Source organism: Ruegeria sp. CF1 (assembly GCF_056537445.1).
Map to the genome: position 1 here is coordinate 967,300 of NZ_JBQFRN010000001.1, position 14,834 is coordinate 982,133.

Annotated in this window: 18 protein-coding genes; 11 read left to right on the forward strand and 7 right to left on the reverse strand. The window is 59.1% G+C overall.

Going from position 1 to position 14,834, the window contains the following annotated elements; translation table 11 throughout:
• Window positions 1-126: 126 nt before the first annotated feature.
• The 4 genes from ACRZ96_RS04840 to ACRZ96_RS04855 are packed head-to-tail and all read left to right on the forward strand — an operon-like array spanning window position 127 to window position 3,607.
• Window positions 127-828 carry a glutathione S-transferase family protein gene (locus ACRZ96_RS04840; protein WP_480814269.1) on the forward strand — a complete coding sequence of 234 codons (702 nt, stop codon included), beginning with the start codon at window positions 127-129 and terminating at the stop codon, window positions 826-828.
• A gap of 1 nt (window position 829) precedes the next feature.
• Window positions 830-2,203, forward strand: a complete 1,374-nt coding sequence (locus tag ACRZ96_RS04845) for an L-serine ammonia-lyase (protein ID WP_480814270.1) — start codon at window positions 830-832, stop codon at window positions 2,201-2,203.
• 27 nt (window positions 2,204-2,230) lie between these two features.
• A complete protein-coding gene (locus ACRZ96_RS04850) occupies window positions 2,231-2,647 on the forward strand; it encodes a GFA family protein (protein WP_170404929.1) in 417 nt (138 codons plus the stop codon).
• A 45-nt stretch (window positions 2,648-2,692) separates the two neighbouring features.
• Window positions 2,693-3,607 carry a DMT family transporter gene (locus ACRZ96_RS04855; RefSeq protein WP_170404926.1) on the forward strand — a complete coding sequence of 305 codons (915 nt, stop codon included), beginning with the start codon at window positions 2,693-2,695 and terminating at the stop codon, window positions 3,605-3,607.
• Here ACRZ96_RS04855 and ACRZ96_RS04860 read toward each other — a convergent pair.
• Window positions 3,552-4,259 (reverse strand): thiamine diphosphokinase, encoded by a 708-nt coding sequence (locus ACRZ96_RS04860; protein WP_480814271.1) that lies wholly within the window; start codon window positions 4,257-4,259, stop codon window positions 3,552-3,554. The two genes, ACRZ96_RS04855 and ACRZ96_RS04860, sit on opposite strands and share 56 nt — an antisense overlap.
• Window positions 4,260-4,379: 120 nt before the next feature.
• Here ACRZ96_RS04860 and ACRZ96_RS04865 point away from each other — a divergent pair, with 120 nt between their 5' ends.
• The gene (locus tag ACRZ96_RS04865; RefSeq protein ID WP_480704464.1) at window positions 4,380-6,053 is read left to right on the forward strand and encodes a hypothetical protein; all 1,674 of its coding nucleotides are present in this window, start codon (window positions 4,380-4,382) and stop codon (window positions 6,051-6,053) included.
• Between the two features lie 98 nt (window positions 6,054-6,151).
• On the opposite strand, the gene ACRZ96_RS04870 is transcribed toward ACRZ96_RS04865, so the two are convergent.
• From ACRZ96_RS04870 to nthA, 6 genes are all read right to left on the reverse strand, one after another.
• The gene (locus ACRZ96_RS04870) at window positions 6,152-6,859 is read right to left on the reverse strand and encodes a porin family protein (RefSeq protein WP_480814272.1); all 708 of its coding nucleotides are present in this window, start codon (window positions 6,857-6,859) and stop codon (window positions 6,152-6,154) included.
• A 79-nt stretch (window positions 6,860-6,938) separates the two neighbouring features.
• Window positions 6,939-7,181: a DUF2842 domain-containing protein gene (locus tag ACRZ96_RS04875; protein ID WP_170511086.1), complete on the reverse strand. Its 243-nt coding sequence runs from the start codon at window positions 7,179-7,181 to the stop codon at window positions 6,939-6,941.
• Window positions 7,181-8,473, reverse strand: a complete 1,293-nt coding sequence (locus ACRZ96_RS04880; protein ID WP_170393577.1) for an adenylosuccinate synthase — start codon at window positions 8,471-8,473, stop codon at window positions 7,181-7,183. Before ACRZ96_RS04880 ends, ACRZ96_RS04875 begins: the two co-directional genes overlap by 1 nt.
• 220 nt (window positions 8,474-8,693) lie before the next feature.
• The gene (locus tag ACRZ96_RS04885; RefSeq protein WP_170404914.1) at window positions 8,694-9,023 is read right to left on the reverse strand and encodes a nitrile hydratase accessory protein; all 330 of its coding nucleotides are present in this window, start codon (window positions 9,021-9,023) and stop codon (window positions 8,694-8,696) included.
• A complete protein-coding gene (gene nthB, locus ACRZ96_RS04890) occupies window positions 9,020-9,697 on the reverse strand; it encodes a nitrile hydratase subunit beta (protein WP_480814273.1) in 678 nt (225 codons plus the stop codon). The genes ACRZ96_RS04885 and nthB overlap by 4 nt, the downstream gene beginning before the upstream one ends.
• Complete coding sequence (gene nthA, locus ACRZ96_RS04895; RefSeq protein WP_170404906.1) at window positions 9,694-10,308, reverse strand: nitrile hydratase subunit alpha; 615 nt, start codon at window positions 10,306-10,308, stop codon at window positions 9,694-9,696. The genes nthB and nthA overlap by 4 nt, the downstream gene beginning before the upstream one ends.
• 151 nt (window positions 10,309-10,459) lie before the next feature.
• Here nthA and secG point away from each other — a divergent pair, with 151 nt between their 5' ends.
• From secG to ACRZ96_RS04925, 6 genes are all read left to right on the forward strand, one after another.
• The gene (gene secG, locus ACRZ96_RS04900; protein ID WP_010439184.1) at window positions 10,460-10,828 is read left to right on the forward strand and encodes a preprotein translocase subunit SecG; all 369 of its coding nucleotides are present in this window, start codon (window positions 10,460-10,462) and stop codon (window positions 10,826-10,828) included.
• Between the two features lie 159 nt (window positions 10,829-10,987).
• Window positions 10,988-12,631: a CTP synthase gene (locus tag ACRZ96_RS04905; protein WP_170421030.1), complete on the forward strand. Its 1,644-nt coding sequence runs from the start codon at window positions 10,988-10,990 to the stop codon at window positions 12,629-12,631.
• 102 nt (window positions 12,632-12,733) lie between these two features.
• Window positions 12,734-13,510: an isocitrate lyase/PEP mutase family protein gene (locus ACRZ96_RS04910; RefSeq protein WP_170393586.1), complete on the forward strand. Its 777-nt coding sequence runs from the start codon at window positions 12,734-12,736 to the stop codon at window positions 13,508-13,510.
• 71 nt (window positions 13,511-13,581) lie between these two features.
• A complete protein-coding gene (locus ACRZ96_RS04915; RefSeq protein WP_480814274.1) occupies window positions 13,582-13,875 on the forward strand; it encodes a DUF1330 domain-containing protein in 294 nt (97 codons plus the stop codon).
• Window positions 13,876-13,916: 41 nt separating this feature from the next.
• Window positions 13,917-14,366, forward strand: coding sequence for a tellurite resistance TerB family protein (locus tag ACRZ96_RS04920; RefSeq protein ID WP_170393590.1), 450 nt, complete (start codon window positions 13,917-13,919; stop codon window positions 14,364-14,366).
• 21 nt (window positions 14,367-14,387) lie between these two features.
• Entirely contained in the window at window positions 14,388-14,825 is a 438-nt protein-coding gene (locus tag ACRZ96_RS04925; RefSeq protein ID WP_170393592.1) for a tellurite resistance TerB family protein, read from the forward strand.
• Window positions 14,826-14,834 lie beyond the last annotated feature (9 nt).

Genomic DNA, 14,834 nt, shown 5'->3' on the forward strand with positions numbered 1-14,834 from the left:
CCCCGCGCAACTGCGAGAGGCAAAACACTCCGCACCTGTGCTAACATGTCGCTGAAATACGCGTTTCCGATAGGAAACGTCGCAATCAGCCTCTATTGTGATCGCCAGACCCCCTAGATAGTCGCCATGGAATCGCCATACCGCCTGCACTACGCCCCCGACAACGCCTCGCTGGTGATCCGACTGGCGCTGGAAGAGATGGGCCTGCCCTATGAGACCATACTGGTCGATCGCGTCCGTGATGCACAGAATAGTGCGGCGTATCGGGCGTTGAATCCGAACGGGCTGATCCCGGTGCTGGAGACGCCCCAGGGTCCGATCTTCGAGACCGCCGCAATCCTGCTGTGGCTGGCTGATACGCATGGGCAATTGGCGCCGACACAGGTCAGCACTGATCGAGCGGCATTCCTGAAGTGGCTGTTCTTCGCCTCTAATACCCTGCATGCCGATCTGCGAATGCTGTTCTATGCCGAGAAATACATCGCTGCTGATCAGTCCGATACACTACGCTCCGGCATCCGCCCCCGGCTGCGGCAGCACCTGAAACTGCTGGATGCTCAAGCCCAAAAAGCGCCCGACTGGTTCAGTGCTGATCACCCTTCAGTCCTGACGATATATGTCGCCTGCATGATGCGCTGGATGGCGCTTTATCCCGCTAAGGCGGACCGCAGCTGGTATCAACTCGCCGACACGCCTTATCTGCAAAAAATCCTGATGCAGCTAGAATCAAACCCGTCGACCCGCGCAGCTATTGCCGCCGAGGGGCTGGGGGTCACTCCCTTCACCTCGCCGACCTACGCCAACCCTCCAGAAGGCTCAGCTACCTGATATGTTTCTCTCTGTCTTCGATATGTTCAAAGTGGGCATCGGCCCATCTTCTTCCCACACCATGGGTCCGATGGTGGCCGCCGCACGGTTCCTTGACCTGATGCGCGCCTCGCCGTTCGAGTTTTCGGGCCTGCGCGGCTCGTTGCACGGCTCGCTGGCCTTTACCGGCGTCGGCCACGCCACCGACCGCGCTACCATTCTGGGCCTCGCCGGGTTTGTGCCTGACACCTATGACAACGACAAGGCCGAAGCCACACTGGCAGCTATCGCAGAATCCCAAACGGTGACACCCGAAGGCCTGCCGACGCTGAGCTTTGATCCCAAAGCCGATCTGATCTTCGACTACGACAACAATCTACCCGGTCATGCCAATGGTATGATCCTCATGGCCACTGACGCACAAGGCGATGTCATCCTGCGTCAGGTCTACTACTCCATCGGTGGAGGATTTGTTCTTACGGAAGAGGAATTGGCCGAAGGCAAGGCAACTGACGAAGGTGCGCCTGTGCCCTTCCCGTTCAAATCCGCCGCCGAAATGCTGCAAATGGCCAAAGACAACGGTAAAAGCATCGCTCAGATGAAGCGCGAAAATGAGATCGCGCGCGGTTGCGCGGATAGCTTTGCCAAAGGCACCGCGCGTCTTTGGCAGGTCATGAATGACTGCATCGAGCGTGGGCTAAAAACGGATGGCATCCTGCCCGGTGGTCTCAGCGTGCGCCGCCGCGCCAAAGGCATTCACGATGCCCTGCTGGCGGAACGCGGCATGAACCTGAATGCCCCGCATACGATCAACGACTGGATGAGCGTCTACGCCATGGCCGTGAACGAGGAAAACGCAGCCGGTGGGCAAGTTGTCACCGCCCCCACAAATGGCGCGGCGGGCGTGCTGCCATCAGTTCTGCGCTACTACCTCGATCACGTGCCCGGCGCGTCCGAAAGCCATATCGAGGATTTCCTGCTGACCGCCGCCGCCATCGGTGGTCTGGTCAAGTTCAACGCTTCGATCTCGGGCGCTGAAGCGGGCTGTCAGGCCGAGGTTGGCAGCGCGTCAGCCATGGCTGCGGCAGGCATGTGCGCCGTGATGGGCGGTACGCCTGAGCAGGTCGAAAACGCCGCCGAGATCGCGCTGGAACATCATCTCGGTATGACCTGCGATCCAGTCGCGGGCCTTGTGCAGGTGCCTTGTATCGAGCGCAACGGCCTGGGTGCGATCAAGGCCGTCTCTGCCGCATCGCTGGCGCTTCGCGGCGACGGCAAGCACTTTATGCCTTTGGACGCGGCCATTGAAACGATGCGCCAGACCGGTGAAGATATGCACGAGAAATACAAGGAAACATCTTTGGGCGGGTTGGCCGTCAACGTGCCGAACTGCTGATCTGACAGCAAGAACAAGTGGGGTGACATGCGCGGACATTGCCTGTGCGGCAAGATTGGATACGAGGTTGACCCTCCGGTTCTGTCCTGTGTCACCTGCCATTGCGACAGCTGCCGTCGCCAATGCGCCGCTCCGATGACCACCTATTTCGGCGTGCGCGACGGCAATTGGCGCTGGACCGGTGAGCAGCCGAAACGCTTCAATTCCTCACCCGGAGTCGAGCGCAGTTTCTGCCCCCATTGCGGCACGCCGATATCCTTCCGGTCCACGGTGATGTCGGATGTGATGCACCTCTATGTGGCGACGCTGGAAAAACCCGAAGCACTCAGCCCAACCTTGCATGTCGCGCACGAGGAAAAGCTTAGCTGGCTGCAGCTTGGTGACGGCCTGCCCACCTGCATCGGCCCGGATTACACCAAAGTCCAACCCCTGCCCGACACCTGAGATCAGAGCTTCCCCCTGTGCCGCTAAAGCGCTAGCGTCGCGCACATGACTCAGGATCGTCCCGTTCTCGGCATCATATTGATGCTCGGTTTTTGCGTGCTCGCACCGCTGGGTGACGGGATGGCAAAGCTGTTGGGTGAAACCACAGCTTTGGGACTGCTGGTACTGGTGCGGTTTGCTGTTCAGGCGATGATCTTGATCCCACTGATCGCGATGACCGGCAAGCCATGGAAGATGACGCCGCGCGTTTTGCGCCTGACGATGATCCGCACCCTTCTGCACATCATTGGGATCGCAGCGATGTTCACAGCGCTGCAATATATGCCGCTGGCCGATACCGTGGCCATCGCCTTTGTAATGCCCTTCATCATGCTGCTTTTGGGCAAATACGTACTGGGCGAACAGGTCGGCCCCCGACGTCTGGTCGCCTGTGTCGTGGGATTCATCGGCACCTTGCTGGTCATCCAACCCAGCTTTGCACAAGTGGGCGCGCCCGCCTTGCTGCCCCTGATCGTTGCGGTGGTCTTCGCCCTGTTCATGTTGGTTACGCGGCAGATCGCCAAAGAAACAGACCCGGTTGCGCTGCAGGCTGTATCGGGGGCCATGGCAACCGCCTTTTTGCTGCCGATTGTCCTGCTGGGTTCCCAAATCGGCCTGCCCGCAATGTCCCTAACAATGCCCACGGCCGAGACGCTCTGGCTGCTGCTGGGAATCGGTGTGCTGGGCACCGTGGCGCATCTACTTATGACATGGTCTCTGCGCTATGCGCCGTCTGCGACTCTGGCCCCGATGCAATATCTAGAGATTCCGGTCGCCACCCTGATCGGCTGGCTGATCTTCCACGATCTGCCAAACGGGCTGGCCGCGCTAGGCATCGGCATCACCATCGCGGCCGGGCTCTACGTTATCCTGCACGAGCGGGCCAACGCTCGGTCCGGCCCGACTGAAACGCCTGCATGACCTGATCCAACGCCGCGCGCGGCAGGATCGTCAGCAACCCGGGTCCATTGACCTCAAGCGTTAGCGCTCTTAGCGCTCGGTTAGAGGTTCCGACCTGCCCGTCCGGTTCTAGCACCAGATCATCAATCGGCCATTCCAGCCCCTCGCTGCGCCCGGTCACCCGCCGCAGCGGAAACAATGAAACCGTGTCTCCTGCTGTGAGCTCCAGACTGATCCTGGGTGGCGCATGAAAGACAATTTCTCGTGCGCCCAACAGGACACAAGGCCGATCCTGCAACCGAACCAGAGTATTGAACGCCACCAACTGATGATCCACCCGCGCGCCCAGAAATCCTGCTGCCAGCACCACAGGCGCGTCCATATTGCGCAGCGCCTTGTCAAAATCGGTGCTGTTCTGCTCGGATATCTGGAACAACCGATCCTTGGGAATCCGGGCCAGATATTCTGCCGTAATCGAGTCCAAATCGCCGATCACTGCGTCCGGCATCCGTCCCGAATCAATCAACGCAGCCGCACCGCCATCCGCCGCAACGGCAGAATTGACGCGATTTAGCACCAGATTCACATCCTCTGAATAGATTTCGCCCCCACCAAACAGCCCGATTGGCCCGCCAGAGCGAACAATTGCCCCATTTTCCACAAGATTGACCATAATTTCCAGTTTTGGACATAATGAAACCACAAAATGATAGCTTCATGGCTAGAGTTTCGAGTCGGTTGCCCCTGCTGTGTCTGGTAATCGACCTGGTAGTTTGTAAAGGACATGCGTCTGATGGTACAGAACAACAAGGTACTCACCGTTTCATACGGCACCTTCTCGTGCACCCTCGAAGGCTTTGACGATTCATTTGAAACAATGAAGGCGATCGCCGAGTATTTCCGGGACCTTGCAGCGGATGACCGATACTTCGGATCGGAACCTCCTCAGCCTGACGCCGAGATGCTGACCCGGATCGCACAGCGGGACGCCGCACAGAAGGTTGAAGCCAGCCAGAACGAGACCGGCCTGTTGCTGCGCGCAACGGAAACCGCCCCGGTTGCAGCACCGACCCCCGCTGCAATTGCGCCAGCCACAGCACCTGAACCTGTTCAGCCTGTCGCGGATGTTGTTCCCCCTGCTCAGTCTGCTCCGCAATCCGAAGATGCTCCCGCCGCTGACAGCATCGCAGCCAAGCTGCAGCGAATCCGGGCTGTTGTTTCGCATTCCGATGCTGCCCCTGCCGGATACTCTGAAGACGAAGACGTCAGCTATCTGCAGCCCGTGAAGCCAAAGGTCGATGCAATTTCTGCCGCTTTTGAGTCCGGCGCGCTGAGCCCGACCGATCTGGAAGACACGGCCGCGGACGACGCTCCGGCAACGGCCCCGAAGGTCGAACAGCCTGCTGAACCTGAGCAAATGGCAACCATCGCTGAGCTGCCCGTTCAGGACGAAGAACCTATCGCACCTGCCACCAACGAGCAGGACGAAGTCGAACCAGCCCCGATCATCTCACCGGCGATCACTACCGAACTTGAAGACGAGGACGAAGCGCCCGAACAGCCGGCAGCCGATGTCACGGACAAGGACGTGTTGTTCTCGGACCTCGACGACGAATCTGAAACTGAAGACGAAGGCCCCTCAAACATCCTGAATGACCAGGACAACACCGACGAAGATGAAACAACACCGGATCTTACCGGCCTCGCCCATGGCGTCATCTCGGCCGAGGATGAGGCGCTGCTGCTTGACGAAATGGCGCTGGTAGAATCCGAGCTGGCGGCAAACACGACGGCTGAGCTGCCCGATATGACGGGTCTGGATCAGGACGTCTCGCGCCTGATGGACGAAGCGGGCGCCCATATGGATGATCCTGCCACCAGCGGCCAGCGCGAAACATATTCTCACCTGCGCACTGCCGTTGCTGCAACCGAAGCAGACCGCGAAGATGGCGCAGACAAATCTCAGACCCCCGAGGATGATTATCGCGGTGATCTGGCCTCGGTCGTCAATCCACGCCGACCCGAGATCGAGGTCACCAGTGAACGCCCCACCCCGGATGCTGCCGCACCATTGAAACTGGTGGCTGAACAGCGGGTGGATACCGAAACGGCTGACACCGGCCCGGTGACACCGCGCCGTGTCACCTCGGCGGACGAGGAATCTGCAGATGAAGAAGGTGGTTTTGCAGCCTTTGCGCAAGAACAGGGTGCCCAATCACTACTCGACCTGCTGGAAGCTGCCGCGGCTTATCTGTCCTTCATCGAAGGTCAGGAGCAGTTCTCACGTCCACAGCTGATGAACAAGGTTCGCTCGCTCAAGCAGGACTCGTTCAACCGCGAAGAAAGCTTGCGCTCATTCGGTCAGTTGCTGCGGGACGGCAAGATCGAAAAGGCCGGAGGTGGCCGTTTTGCCGCCTCAACCCAAATCGGGTTCCGCCCGAACGACGACGAGCGTGCCGCTGGCTGACTCCAAGATCCCCCAATACCCCCTCAAGACAAAATTGGGCCAGAGGAAACTCTGGCCCTTTTTCGTTCCTTGGCTGGCAGCCAAAAAGCCAATCAAGTTCAGAAGTCGAACGCCAGCGCCACGTAAGGGCCGGTCAGGATCAGATCAATCACATCGCGCCCGTCTTCAAACTCAACATCCAGATGGCGATACCCGCCCGCAACGTTGATATTCTCACGCCACTTCCAACTAGCCTGCACCAGCGCCTCCCACTGGAATTCCGAGCCATAACCGAAGCCGCCGATATTGCCCATCGCTGTGAGGCTCCAGCGGTCATTCAGCGCGTAGTTATAGCGTGCGCCGATCAACGGGTCGGTCCAGCTTTGATCTGTGCTGAAGGTGCGATCCAGCACGGTGGTCGAAACATCCAGGTCCCAATGGCGCAGCCCGGCCAACGCTTCCAACCGTGACCGATCATCCTGATAGACCGCATAGCTGGCCGCCAGTGAGACCATCGTGCCCTCAAGATCCCAACTGGCTGCATCGTCAAACCGACCGACCGAGACATCGTCACCCAAATTGAGATAATTGAACTCACCACCAATGGTCCAACGCCCATTTCGGGCCTGACCAGCGATCAGGAACGCGCCCTTAAGAATGTCGAAGATCGAGGTATCCCCGTTCACCGGCGGGTTTGGTCCCACGTCCAGTGAGGTTCTGAATTCCGGCCCCCAGAAATAAGGCGCAATGGTATAGCGCCAATCATCGGCCTGAGCGCTGCTCGCGATACATGTTGTGGTAACCGCCGCTAATACCCGTTTTTTCATGCCCTGTCTGCCTCTGGTTGCCGCGAAAGAAAGTCGCAAACATCGTGCCACGCAGAAGACACCAAGACAATCGGGCGGCTTAGCTTTGATCTTGATCCGGGTCCTCTTTGCCCACCCCGCGGAAGACAAATTTGAACGGCAACGCCCAGACAATGCCAAGTGCGACATATACCAGAAGTTCCAGCCAGACCGGCGGGCGATCCAGCCAGTTCACGATTGTCACAACCGCAACGATATAGATGGGGAGCCCGATCAGCAGCAGCACCAATGACCACCGCCGACGTGCCTTATAGCTGAGGCCGGGTTTGTCGTTGCTGCTCATCAATCTGCAAACGGGTCGGTCACCAGAATGGTGTCCTCCCGCTCCGGGCTGGTGGACAAAAGGGCGACCGGACATTCGATCAATTCCTCGACGCGGCGCACGTATTTGATCGCGTTCGCAGGCAAGTCTGCCCAACTGCGCGCGCCTTCGGTGGATTCGCTCCAGCCCGGCATCTCTTCGTAAATCGGCGTGCAACGTGCTTGCTGGTCGGCGGCGGTCGGCAGATAGTCCAGACGATCGCCATCCAGCTCATATCCAACGCAGATTTTCAGCGTCTCGAACCCGTCCAGCACATCCAGCTTGGTCAGGGAGATGCCGTTCACACCGCTGGTCGCGCAGGTTTGGCGTACCAGACAGGCATCGAACCAACCACAACGGCGTTTGCGCCCCGTCGTGGTGCCGAACTCATGCCCCCGTTCGCCCAGGCGCTGGCCATCTTCGTCGTCTAATTCGGTTGGAAAAGGCCCCTCACCCACGCGGGTCGTGTACGCCTTGACGATGCCCAAAACGAAGTCGATCGAACCCGGCCCAATCCCAACGCCTGTCGAGGCCTGGCCCGCAATCACATTCGACGATGTCACAAACGGATAGGTCCCGAAATCGATATCCAGCAGCGCACCCTGTGCGCCTTCGAACAGGATTCGCTTGCCTGCCTTGCGCTTCTCGTTCAGCACCTTCCATACGGGCGCGGCAAACGGCAGAATCTGTGGTGCGATCTCTTTCAGCTGCGCAATCAACGCGTCACGATCAATAGGTTCCAACCCCAAACCATTGCGCAGCGCATTGTGATGGACCAAGGCCCGATCGACCCGCAGCGCCAGCGTCGCATCATCAGCCAGATCAGCCACCCGGATTACACGCCGCCCGACCTTGTCCTCATAACACGGACCGATCCCGCGACCGGTCGTGCCGATCTTGGCCACCGAGTTCTGGCTTTCGCGCGCACGATCCAGCTCGCCATGGAACGGCAGGATCAGCGGGGTGTTCTCGGCAATCATCAGCGTCTCGGGCGTGATATCGACACCCTGCGCGCGGATCGTACCGATCTCTTTGATCAGGTGCCAAGGGTCCAAAACGACCCCATTGCCGATCACGCTCAGCTTTCCACCGCGTACGACGCCCGAAGGTAGCGCATGCAGTTTGTAAACCTCACCCTCAATGACCAGCGTGTGCCCGGCATTATGTCCACCCTGAAAACGCGCGATCACATCCGCTCGCTCACTGAGCCAGTCGACGATCTTGCCTTTTCCTTCGTCGCCCCACTGGGCGCCGACAACAACCACGTTGGCCATATCCGGTCCTTTTGCGCTGAATATTCAAACCCGGCTCATATAGCCGGGCACAGACGGCAGGGAAACCGATATTTCGCCGCAGATACAAATCGTGCTGCGCGCGATGCCTCCGGCGGAGGTGTTTTTGGCCAGATGAAGAGCGGATCCCCTGCTTCATCTGGCCAAAAGTACCTCGGGGGAGTCGCCCGGACGGGCGGCGGGGGCAGCGCCCCCTCTGCTTTTAGCGCAATTGTACGGGATGACCGTGGGGTGTTGTCAGGTAAGCCTCTTCCCATGCATTGCGAAGATCCTGGACATCATCAGTGGGCGCTTCCCCCTGCTCAGCCAGCAGCGCCTCCAAGGTCTCTAACCAAGCGTGAAAGTAATCGTCCCCACCATCCAGATCTTTTTTGAGGCCGTTCCGTTTCAAAGTATTGGAAAACCGTTCCGCCCAGTCCGGCCAATCAAACCGGCCCGCTTCGTTCAAGGCCACTGTGACCGCAAAAACCTGCGCGTGCCAGGGCTCGGCAAAAACCGGCTCGGGGGCCGAGTGAGTGATACAATCGCTCATGCGGGCTCCAAATAAGACTGCCAGAGGTCCAGCACGACTTCATCCGCCGGATGCTCGGGGTTTGCCCAAAGTTCTGAGGCGGGAAACACGACCGCATATAGCGGCTCGGGGGCTTCACCCAACCCATGGGCGTTGGAATCCGGCAGGACATGAGTGCCATGCAGCCTGAGGATGCGACCCGTTGCACCCGCGGCATAGATCGGCAACCGGGTGTGGCCGCCATCAACCAGTCGATTGGCGCTCTGGCTCAAGGTTCGGACTGCTTGTTCGGCTTGAAACCGAACTTCGACGTTCGACGGGCGATCTGCGGGTCCACCTTTGGCCAAAGCGCCTGCGACGGCGTCAGCCTTCAGGGTACGCTCAGTCAGAGGATGAACACCATCCCCGTCAACACCGCGCAAATCATCAAGCGTCAGGACACCCTTTTCGACCAGAAGATCAGCCAGACCGGACATCCATTTCTCATAGTAAGAAAACCGCGCGTAGTCCGTAGGAGACAACCTTTCCCGCGCGTGGCGTGAGACATCGATATTCCATTGCCCCAGAAACCCCGCAGCGAGCGTTACCGCCAGCGCCCGACCGTGCCAGTCTTCGGCAAACACCGGCGCGTCTTCGGGTTCCGGGTTCACCGGACCATCACCAAAGCGCCCTCCCATATCATGTACGCGCGTCATGACGGCACCTTGGGTAGCCCAGTGCCGATCATGCTGTCGCGGGTGACCAGCGCGGCCAGTTCATCCGCGTTCAATCCTTCTGTGCTCTCTGGGCGCATCGGCAGGACGAGGTAACGAATTTCGGCCGTCGAATCCCAGACGCGAACCGAAGTGCCTTCGGGCAAGGTAACGCCAAACTCAGACAGGACCTTGCGCGGCTCTCGCACGGCGCGGGCGCGGTAAGCGTCAGATTTGTACCAGCCCGGTGGAATTCCTAGCAGCGGCCACGGGTAACAGCTGCACAAGGTGCAGACGACCATGTTGTGCTGTTCAGGCGTGTTCTCGACGACCACCATATGCTCACCCTGACGACCGTAATAGCCCAGATCCGCCACGACTGATGTGGCGTCTGCCAGCAGCGCGGCTCTGAAATCGGGATCACTCCAAGCCTTGGCAACAACATGCGCGCCGTTCTGTGGACCTATCTTGTTCTGATAAGTATCGATGATTTCATCCAGCGCTGCAGGATCAATCAGACCCTTGCGGGTCAGAATCGTCTCAAGCGCTTTGACGCGCAGCGCGGGTTCGGGAGGCAACAGGGCGTGCGGGTGGTCGTGATCATCATGTGGCATGAGGCGCAGCCTGCGCGACAGAACAGCGCTCTGTCCAGTCTCTTTGGTGTGATATGAAACATCACCGCACGTGATGCCAACTCGTGACTTGCCCCCGCTGGCAAACTTGCATAAGTACCACGCGATACACGCCACGCTGTACAGGACCACCATGGAAAACGTCGTTCTCATCATCCACCTTCTTCTGGCCTTGGGCCTGATTGTCGTTGTGCTGATGCAACGTTCCGAAGGCGGCGGCCTTGGGATGGGTGGCGGTGGCGGCGGGGCCATGACGGGCCGCGCGGCAGCAACGGCGTTGGGCAAGCTGACATGGATCCTGGCCGCGTGCTTTATCGTCACCTCGATCACGCTGACGATTCTGGCGGCCCAGAAATCTTCTGGCAGCTCGGTGATTGACCGTTTGGGCGTGCCTGCCCCGGCCCCGGCTGAGGAAAGCGCTCCGGCAGTCCCATCGGCAGATGAATTGTTGCCGCCGGCGCAAGGCGACAATGCTCCGCTGATCCCGCAGGCGGCCGACTAAGCCACAAAACCTAGAAAGCCATAAGGGAACTGCAACAGCATCTTGCGGTTCTCTTGCGCTATGTGCGCGAATCCTTTATACGTGAAGTCCCGTGATGCAGCGGTTTTTTCGAACCGCCGGGCAGCTAATAATGACGTCTCACGGGAGCAGCCGAAAAACATGGCGCGTTTTATTTTCATCACTGGTGGTGTGGTTTCGTCCTTGGGCAAAGGACTGGCTTCGGCGGCGTTGGGATCGCTGTTGCAGGCCCGCGGATATTCGGTGCGTCTGCGCAAGCTGGACCCCTATCTAAACGTCGATCCGGGCACCATGTCGCCCTTCGAACACGGCGAAGTATTCGTCACCGATGACGGCGCTGAAACCGATCTGGACCTTGGCCACTACGAACGCTTCACCGGTGTGGCGGCACGCAAGACCGACTCGGTCAGCTCGGGGCGGATTTATTCCAACGTGCTGGAGAAAGAACGCCGTGGAGATTACCTCGGCAAGACCATTCAGGTGATCCCGCACGTCACCAATGAGATCAAGGATTTCATCGCGATTGGCGAGGATGAAGTTGATTTCATGCTCTGTGAAATCGGCGGCACCGTAGGTGATATTGAGGGCCTGCCCTTCTTTGAAGCGATCCGCCAGTTCAGTCAGGACAAGCCGCGCGGTCAGTGTATCTTCATGCACCTGACGTTGCTGCCCTATATCAAAGCCTCGGGCGAGTTGAAAACCAAGCCGACCCAGCATTCGGTGAAAGAGTTGCGCTCGATCGGTCTAGCCCCCGACATTCTGGTCTGCCGGTCCGAGGGACCGATTCCAACCAAAGAACGCGAAAAGCTGGCCCTTTTCTGCAATGTCCGCCCTGACAGCGTGATTGCCGCACAAGACCTCAGCACCATCTACGACGCCCCGCTGGCCTATCACCGTGAAGGTCTGGATCAGGCGGTTCTGGACGCATTCCAGATCAGCCCGGCCCCCAAGCCCGATCTGGCCAAATGGGAAGACGTCAGCGACCGCATCCACAACGCCGAAGGCGAAGTGAAAGTAGCCATCGTCGGCAAATACACCCAGCTTGAAGATGCCTACAAGTCAATTGCCGAGGCCCTGACCCATGGCGGCATGGCCAACCGCGTCCGCGTCAAGATCGAGTGGGTCGATGCCGAGGTGTTTGACAACGAAGACGCCGCACCTCATCTGGAAGGCTTCCACGCCATCCTCGTCCCCGGCGGCTTTGGCGAGCGTGGGACAGAAGGCAAGATCAAGGCCGCTCAATATGCGCGTGAACACAAAGTGCCCTATCTGGGCATCTGTCTGGGCATGCAGATGGCAGTGATCGAAGCCGCACGCAACGCGGCGGGAATCACCGAAGCCGGGTCCGAAGAATTCGACCATGAAGCCGGGAAAAAGCGTTTTGAACCCGTTGTTTACCACCTGAAAGAATGGGTGCAGGGCAACCACAAGGTCGAACGCAAAGTCGGAGACGACAAGGGCGGCACCATGCGTTTGGGCGCCTATAATGCGGTTCTGGCCGAAGGCTCGAAGGTCGCGGAAGTCTATGGCGGCACCCAGATTGAGGAACGCCACCGTCACCGCTACGAGGTCGACATCAAGTACCGCGACAAACTGGAAAAGGCAGGCCTGAATTTCTCGGGCATGTCGCCAGATGGGCGTTTGCCGGAAATCGTCGAATGGTCGGATCACCCATGGTTTATTGGTGTTCAGTATCACCCGGAACTGAAATCCAAACCCTTCGACCCGCACCCCCTGTTCCGCGAATTCGTGCGCGCCGCGAAAGACACCTCGCGTCTGGTCTGATCACGGGCCGATAACAGATTTGTACCAGTCGGCGCGAAATATCTTTACGCGCCGGCGGTTTGCACGGTTAACTGCCGCCATAGCAGCGACAGGAGACCGGCCATGACCGATCAGATTACCCAAGCAGAAACATTTGCCGCCCTGCACAAGAAGGGTGATCCGGTCATCCTCTATAACATTTGGGACCCCGGCAGCGCCGTCGCTGTACGCGATGCAGGGGCCAAAGCGCTGGCGACTGGCAGTGCTCCGGTCGCGATGGCGCAGGGGTTTTCGGACGGCCAGAACATCCCGTTTGAGTTGGCGTTAGACAACGCTCGCCGCATTGTCGAGGCGGTTGATATACCGGTCACCATGGACCTCGAAGGCGCTTATGCCGAGGATACTTTTGGCATATCGGCCAATGTCAAACGCGCGCTGGAAACCGGAGTAATCGGCTTTAACTTCGAAGATCAGGTCGTTGGAACTAAAGATCTTTATGACATCGAAACACAGGCAGCGCGTGTCGCTGCGATGCGCGAAAGCTGTGACGTGGCCGGTGTTCCCGCCTTCATCAACGCCCGCACTGACATCTTCCTCAAAGCCGCTCCGGACACGCATGATCAAGCGATGCTGGATGACGCCATGGCCCGCGCGGCAGCCTACGCCGATGCCGGGGCCAGCGGGTTCTTCGCGCCGGGCCTGAAAGACGAATCCATGATCGGCCAGCTTTGCGCGGCCACCGACTTGCCGGTCAACATCATCGCCCTGCCCGGCACGCCTGACACGCCGACGCTGGCGAAACTCGGCGTGGCCCGGATCAGCTATGGCCCGGTTCCCTATCGGCAAATGACCGCTTGGTTACAGGATTCAGCACGCGCCGCGCTGCAATCCGGTGGATGATCCACTTTTAGGGGATTGCATTTCAACCTGTTCCTCCGCACCTTGCATCCGATACCAGCGGAGGACACCTTGTGGCCAAAGGATACTGGGTTGCCCATGTCGATGTAGACGACATTGAAACCTACAAATCTTACATTGCTGCCAATGCGGCCCCATTCGCCGATTACGGGGCCAAGTTTCTTGTACGCGGCGGCGAGAGGAGCGAGCCCGAAGGCAAGGCTCGCGCCCGCACCGTTGTCATCGAATTTCCCAGCTATGAACAGGCGCTGGCCTGCTATGAAAGCGATGCCTATCAAGCCGCCAAGGCCTTGCGCGATCCGGTTTCGACCGGCGATCTTGTGATTATTCAGGGCTATGATGGCTAGCACCGCTTGGCGCGCCTCGAATTACGGAATATCCTGCCGATATGTTGAAAAAATTCTTCCAGGCCTTTCGGCCGCCGCAACATGACAAACTGCCCGATCCTGATGCCGAACTGGCCCTGGGGGCATTGCTGGTACGTGTCGCGCAGGCCGACCGCGACTACAAGCTGGAAGAGATCAGCCTGATCGACCGCATTCTTGCGCGACTTTACCAGCACAATGCGATCGAGGCCGCCAAGGTCCGCGCCACCTGCGAAAAATTGCACGCAGCTGCTCCGGAAACAGATACATTCGGCAAACTGATCCGCGAAACCACCGATCTTCAGGAACGCTTGGCCGCGCTTGACGCCCTGTGGGAGGTCGTGCTGGCCGATGGCAACTCGGACGAGGGCGAGGTCAAGATCGTCGAAGAAGCCCGCATTGCCATGGGCCTCAGCTTCAACGACAGCAAAGCGGCACGCGAGCGGATACAAAGCCGCTTGGAAGCGACCTAGGCTATCTCTATATAAACGCTTATGTTCAGTGATTTCCTGTCCCGGCTCACACAGCCGCAGCCCGACCCGCTTGTCGAAGATGATGCCCGTCTGGCCCTCACCGCCCTGTTGGTGCGTATCGCTCGGTCCGACAACGACTATGCCGATACCGAAATGGCCCGAATCGACCGCATCTCGGCCGAACGCTATGGCCTGTCGCCATTTGAGGCCGCAGCCCTGCGCGCCCGCGCCGAAGACCTTGAAGCCGAGGCGCCCGACACCGTCCGCTTTACTCGCGCCATCAAAGAGGCCATCGCCTATGACGACCGCCTGGCCGTTGTGCAGGCCATGTGGTCGGTCGCACTGGCGGACGGGCACCGCAGCGGTGAAGAGGATTCTCTGCTACGCCTTGTCGTCAGCCTGCTCGGCGTGAGCGATGTGGATTCGGCGCTTGCAAGACAAAAGGCGGCGAAGGTCTGATCAACCGGC

Coding starts and splice junctions, on each gene's coding strand:
- ACRZ96_RS04840 (WP_480814269.1), top strand. CDS start 127: ATGGAATCGCCATACCGCCTGCACTACGCCCCCGACAACGCCTCGCTG.
- ACRZ96_RS04845 (WP_480814270.1), top strand. CDS start 830: ATGTTTCTCTCTGTCTTCGATATGTTCAAAGTGGGCATCGGCCCATCT.
- ACRZ96_RS04850 (WP_170404929.1), top strand. CDS start 2,231: ATGCGCGGACATTGCCTGTGCGGCAAGATTGGATACGAGGTTGACCCT.
- ACRZ96_RS04855 (WP_170404926.1), top strand. CDS start 2,693: ATGACTCAGGATCGTCCCGTTCTCGGCATCATATTGATGCTCGGTTTT.
- ACRZ96_RS04860 (WP_480814271.1), bottom strand. CDS start 4,259: ATGGTCAATCTTGTGGAAAATGGGGCAATTGTTCGCTCTGGCGGGCCA.
- ACRZ96_RS04865 (WP_480704464.1), top strand. CDS start 4,380: ATGGTACAGAACAACAAGGTACTCACCGTTTCATACGGCACCTTCTCG.
- ACRZ96_RS04870 (WP_480814272.1), bottom strand. CDS start 6,859: ATGAAAAAACGGGTATTAGCGGCGGTTACCACAACATGTATCGCGAGC.
- ACRZ96_RS04875 (WP_170511086.1), bottom strand. CDS start 7,181: ATGAGCAGCAACGACAAACCCGGCCTCAGCTATAAGGCACGTCGGCGG.
- ACRZ96_RS04880 (WP_170393577.1), bottom strand. CDS start 8,473: ATGGCCAACGTGGTTGTTGTCGGCGCCCAGTGGGGCGACGAAGGAAAA.
- ACRZ96_RS04885 (WP_170404914.1), bottom strand. CDS start 9,023: ATGAGCGATTGTATCACTCACTCGGCCCCCGAGCCGGTTTTTGCCGAG.
- nthB (WP_480814273.1), bottom strand. CDS start 9,697: ATGACGCGCGTACATGATATGGGAGGGCGCTTTGGTGATGGTCCGGTG.
- nthA (WP_170404906.1), bottom strand. CDS start 10,308: ATGCCACATGATGATCACGACCACCCGCACGCCCTGTTGCCTCCCGAA.
- secG (WP_010439184.1), top strand. CDS start 10,460: ATGGAAAACGTCGTTCTCATCATCCACCTTCTTCTGGCCTTGGGCCTG.
- ACRZ96_RS04905 (WP_170421030.1), top strand. CDS start 10,988: ATGGCGCGTTTTATTTTCATCACTGGTGGTGTGGTTTCGTCCTTGGGC.
- ACRZ96_RS04910 (WP_170393586.1), top strand. CDS start 12,734: ATGACCGATCAGATTACCCAAGCAGAAACATTTGCCGCCCTGCACAAG.
- ACRZ96_RS04920 (WP_170393590.1), top strand. CDS start 13,917: ATGTTGAAAAAATTCTTCCAGGCCTTTCGGCCGCCGCAACATGACAAA.
- ACRZ96_RS04925 (WP_170393592.1), top strand. CDS start 14,388: ATGTTCAGTGATTTCCTGTCCCGGCTCACACAGCCGCAGCCCGACCCG.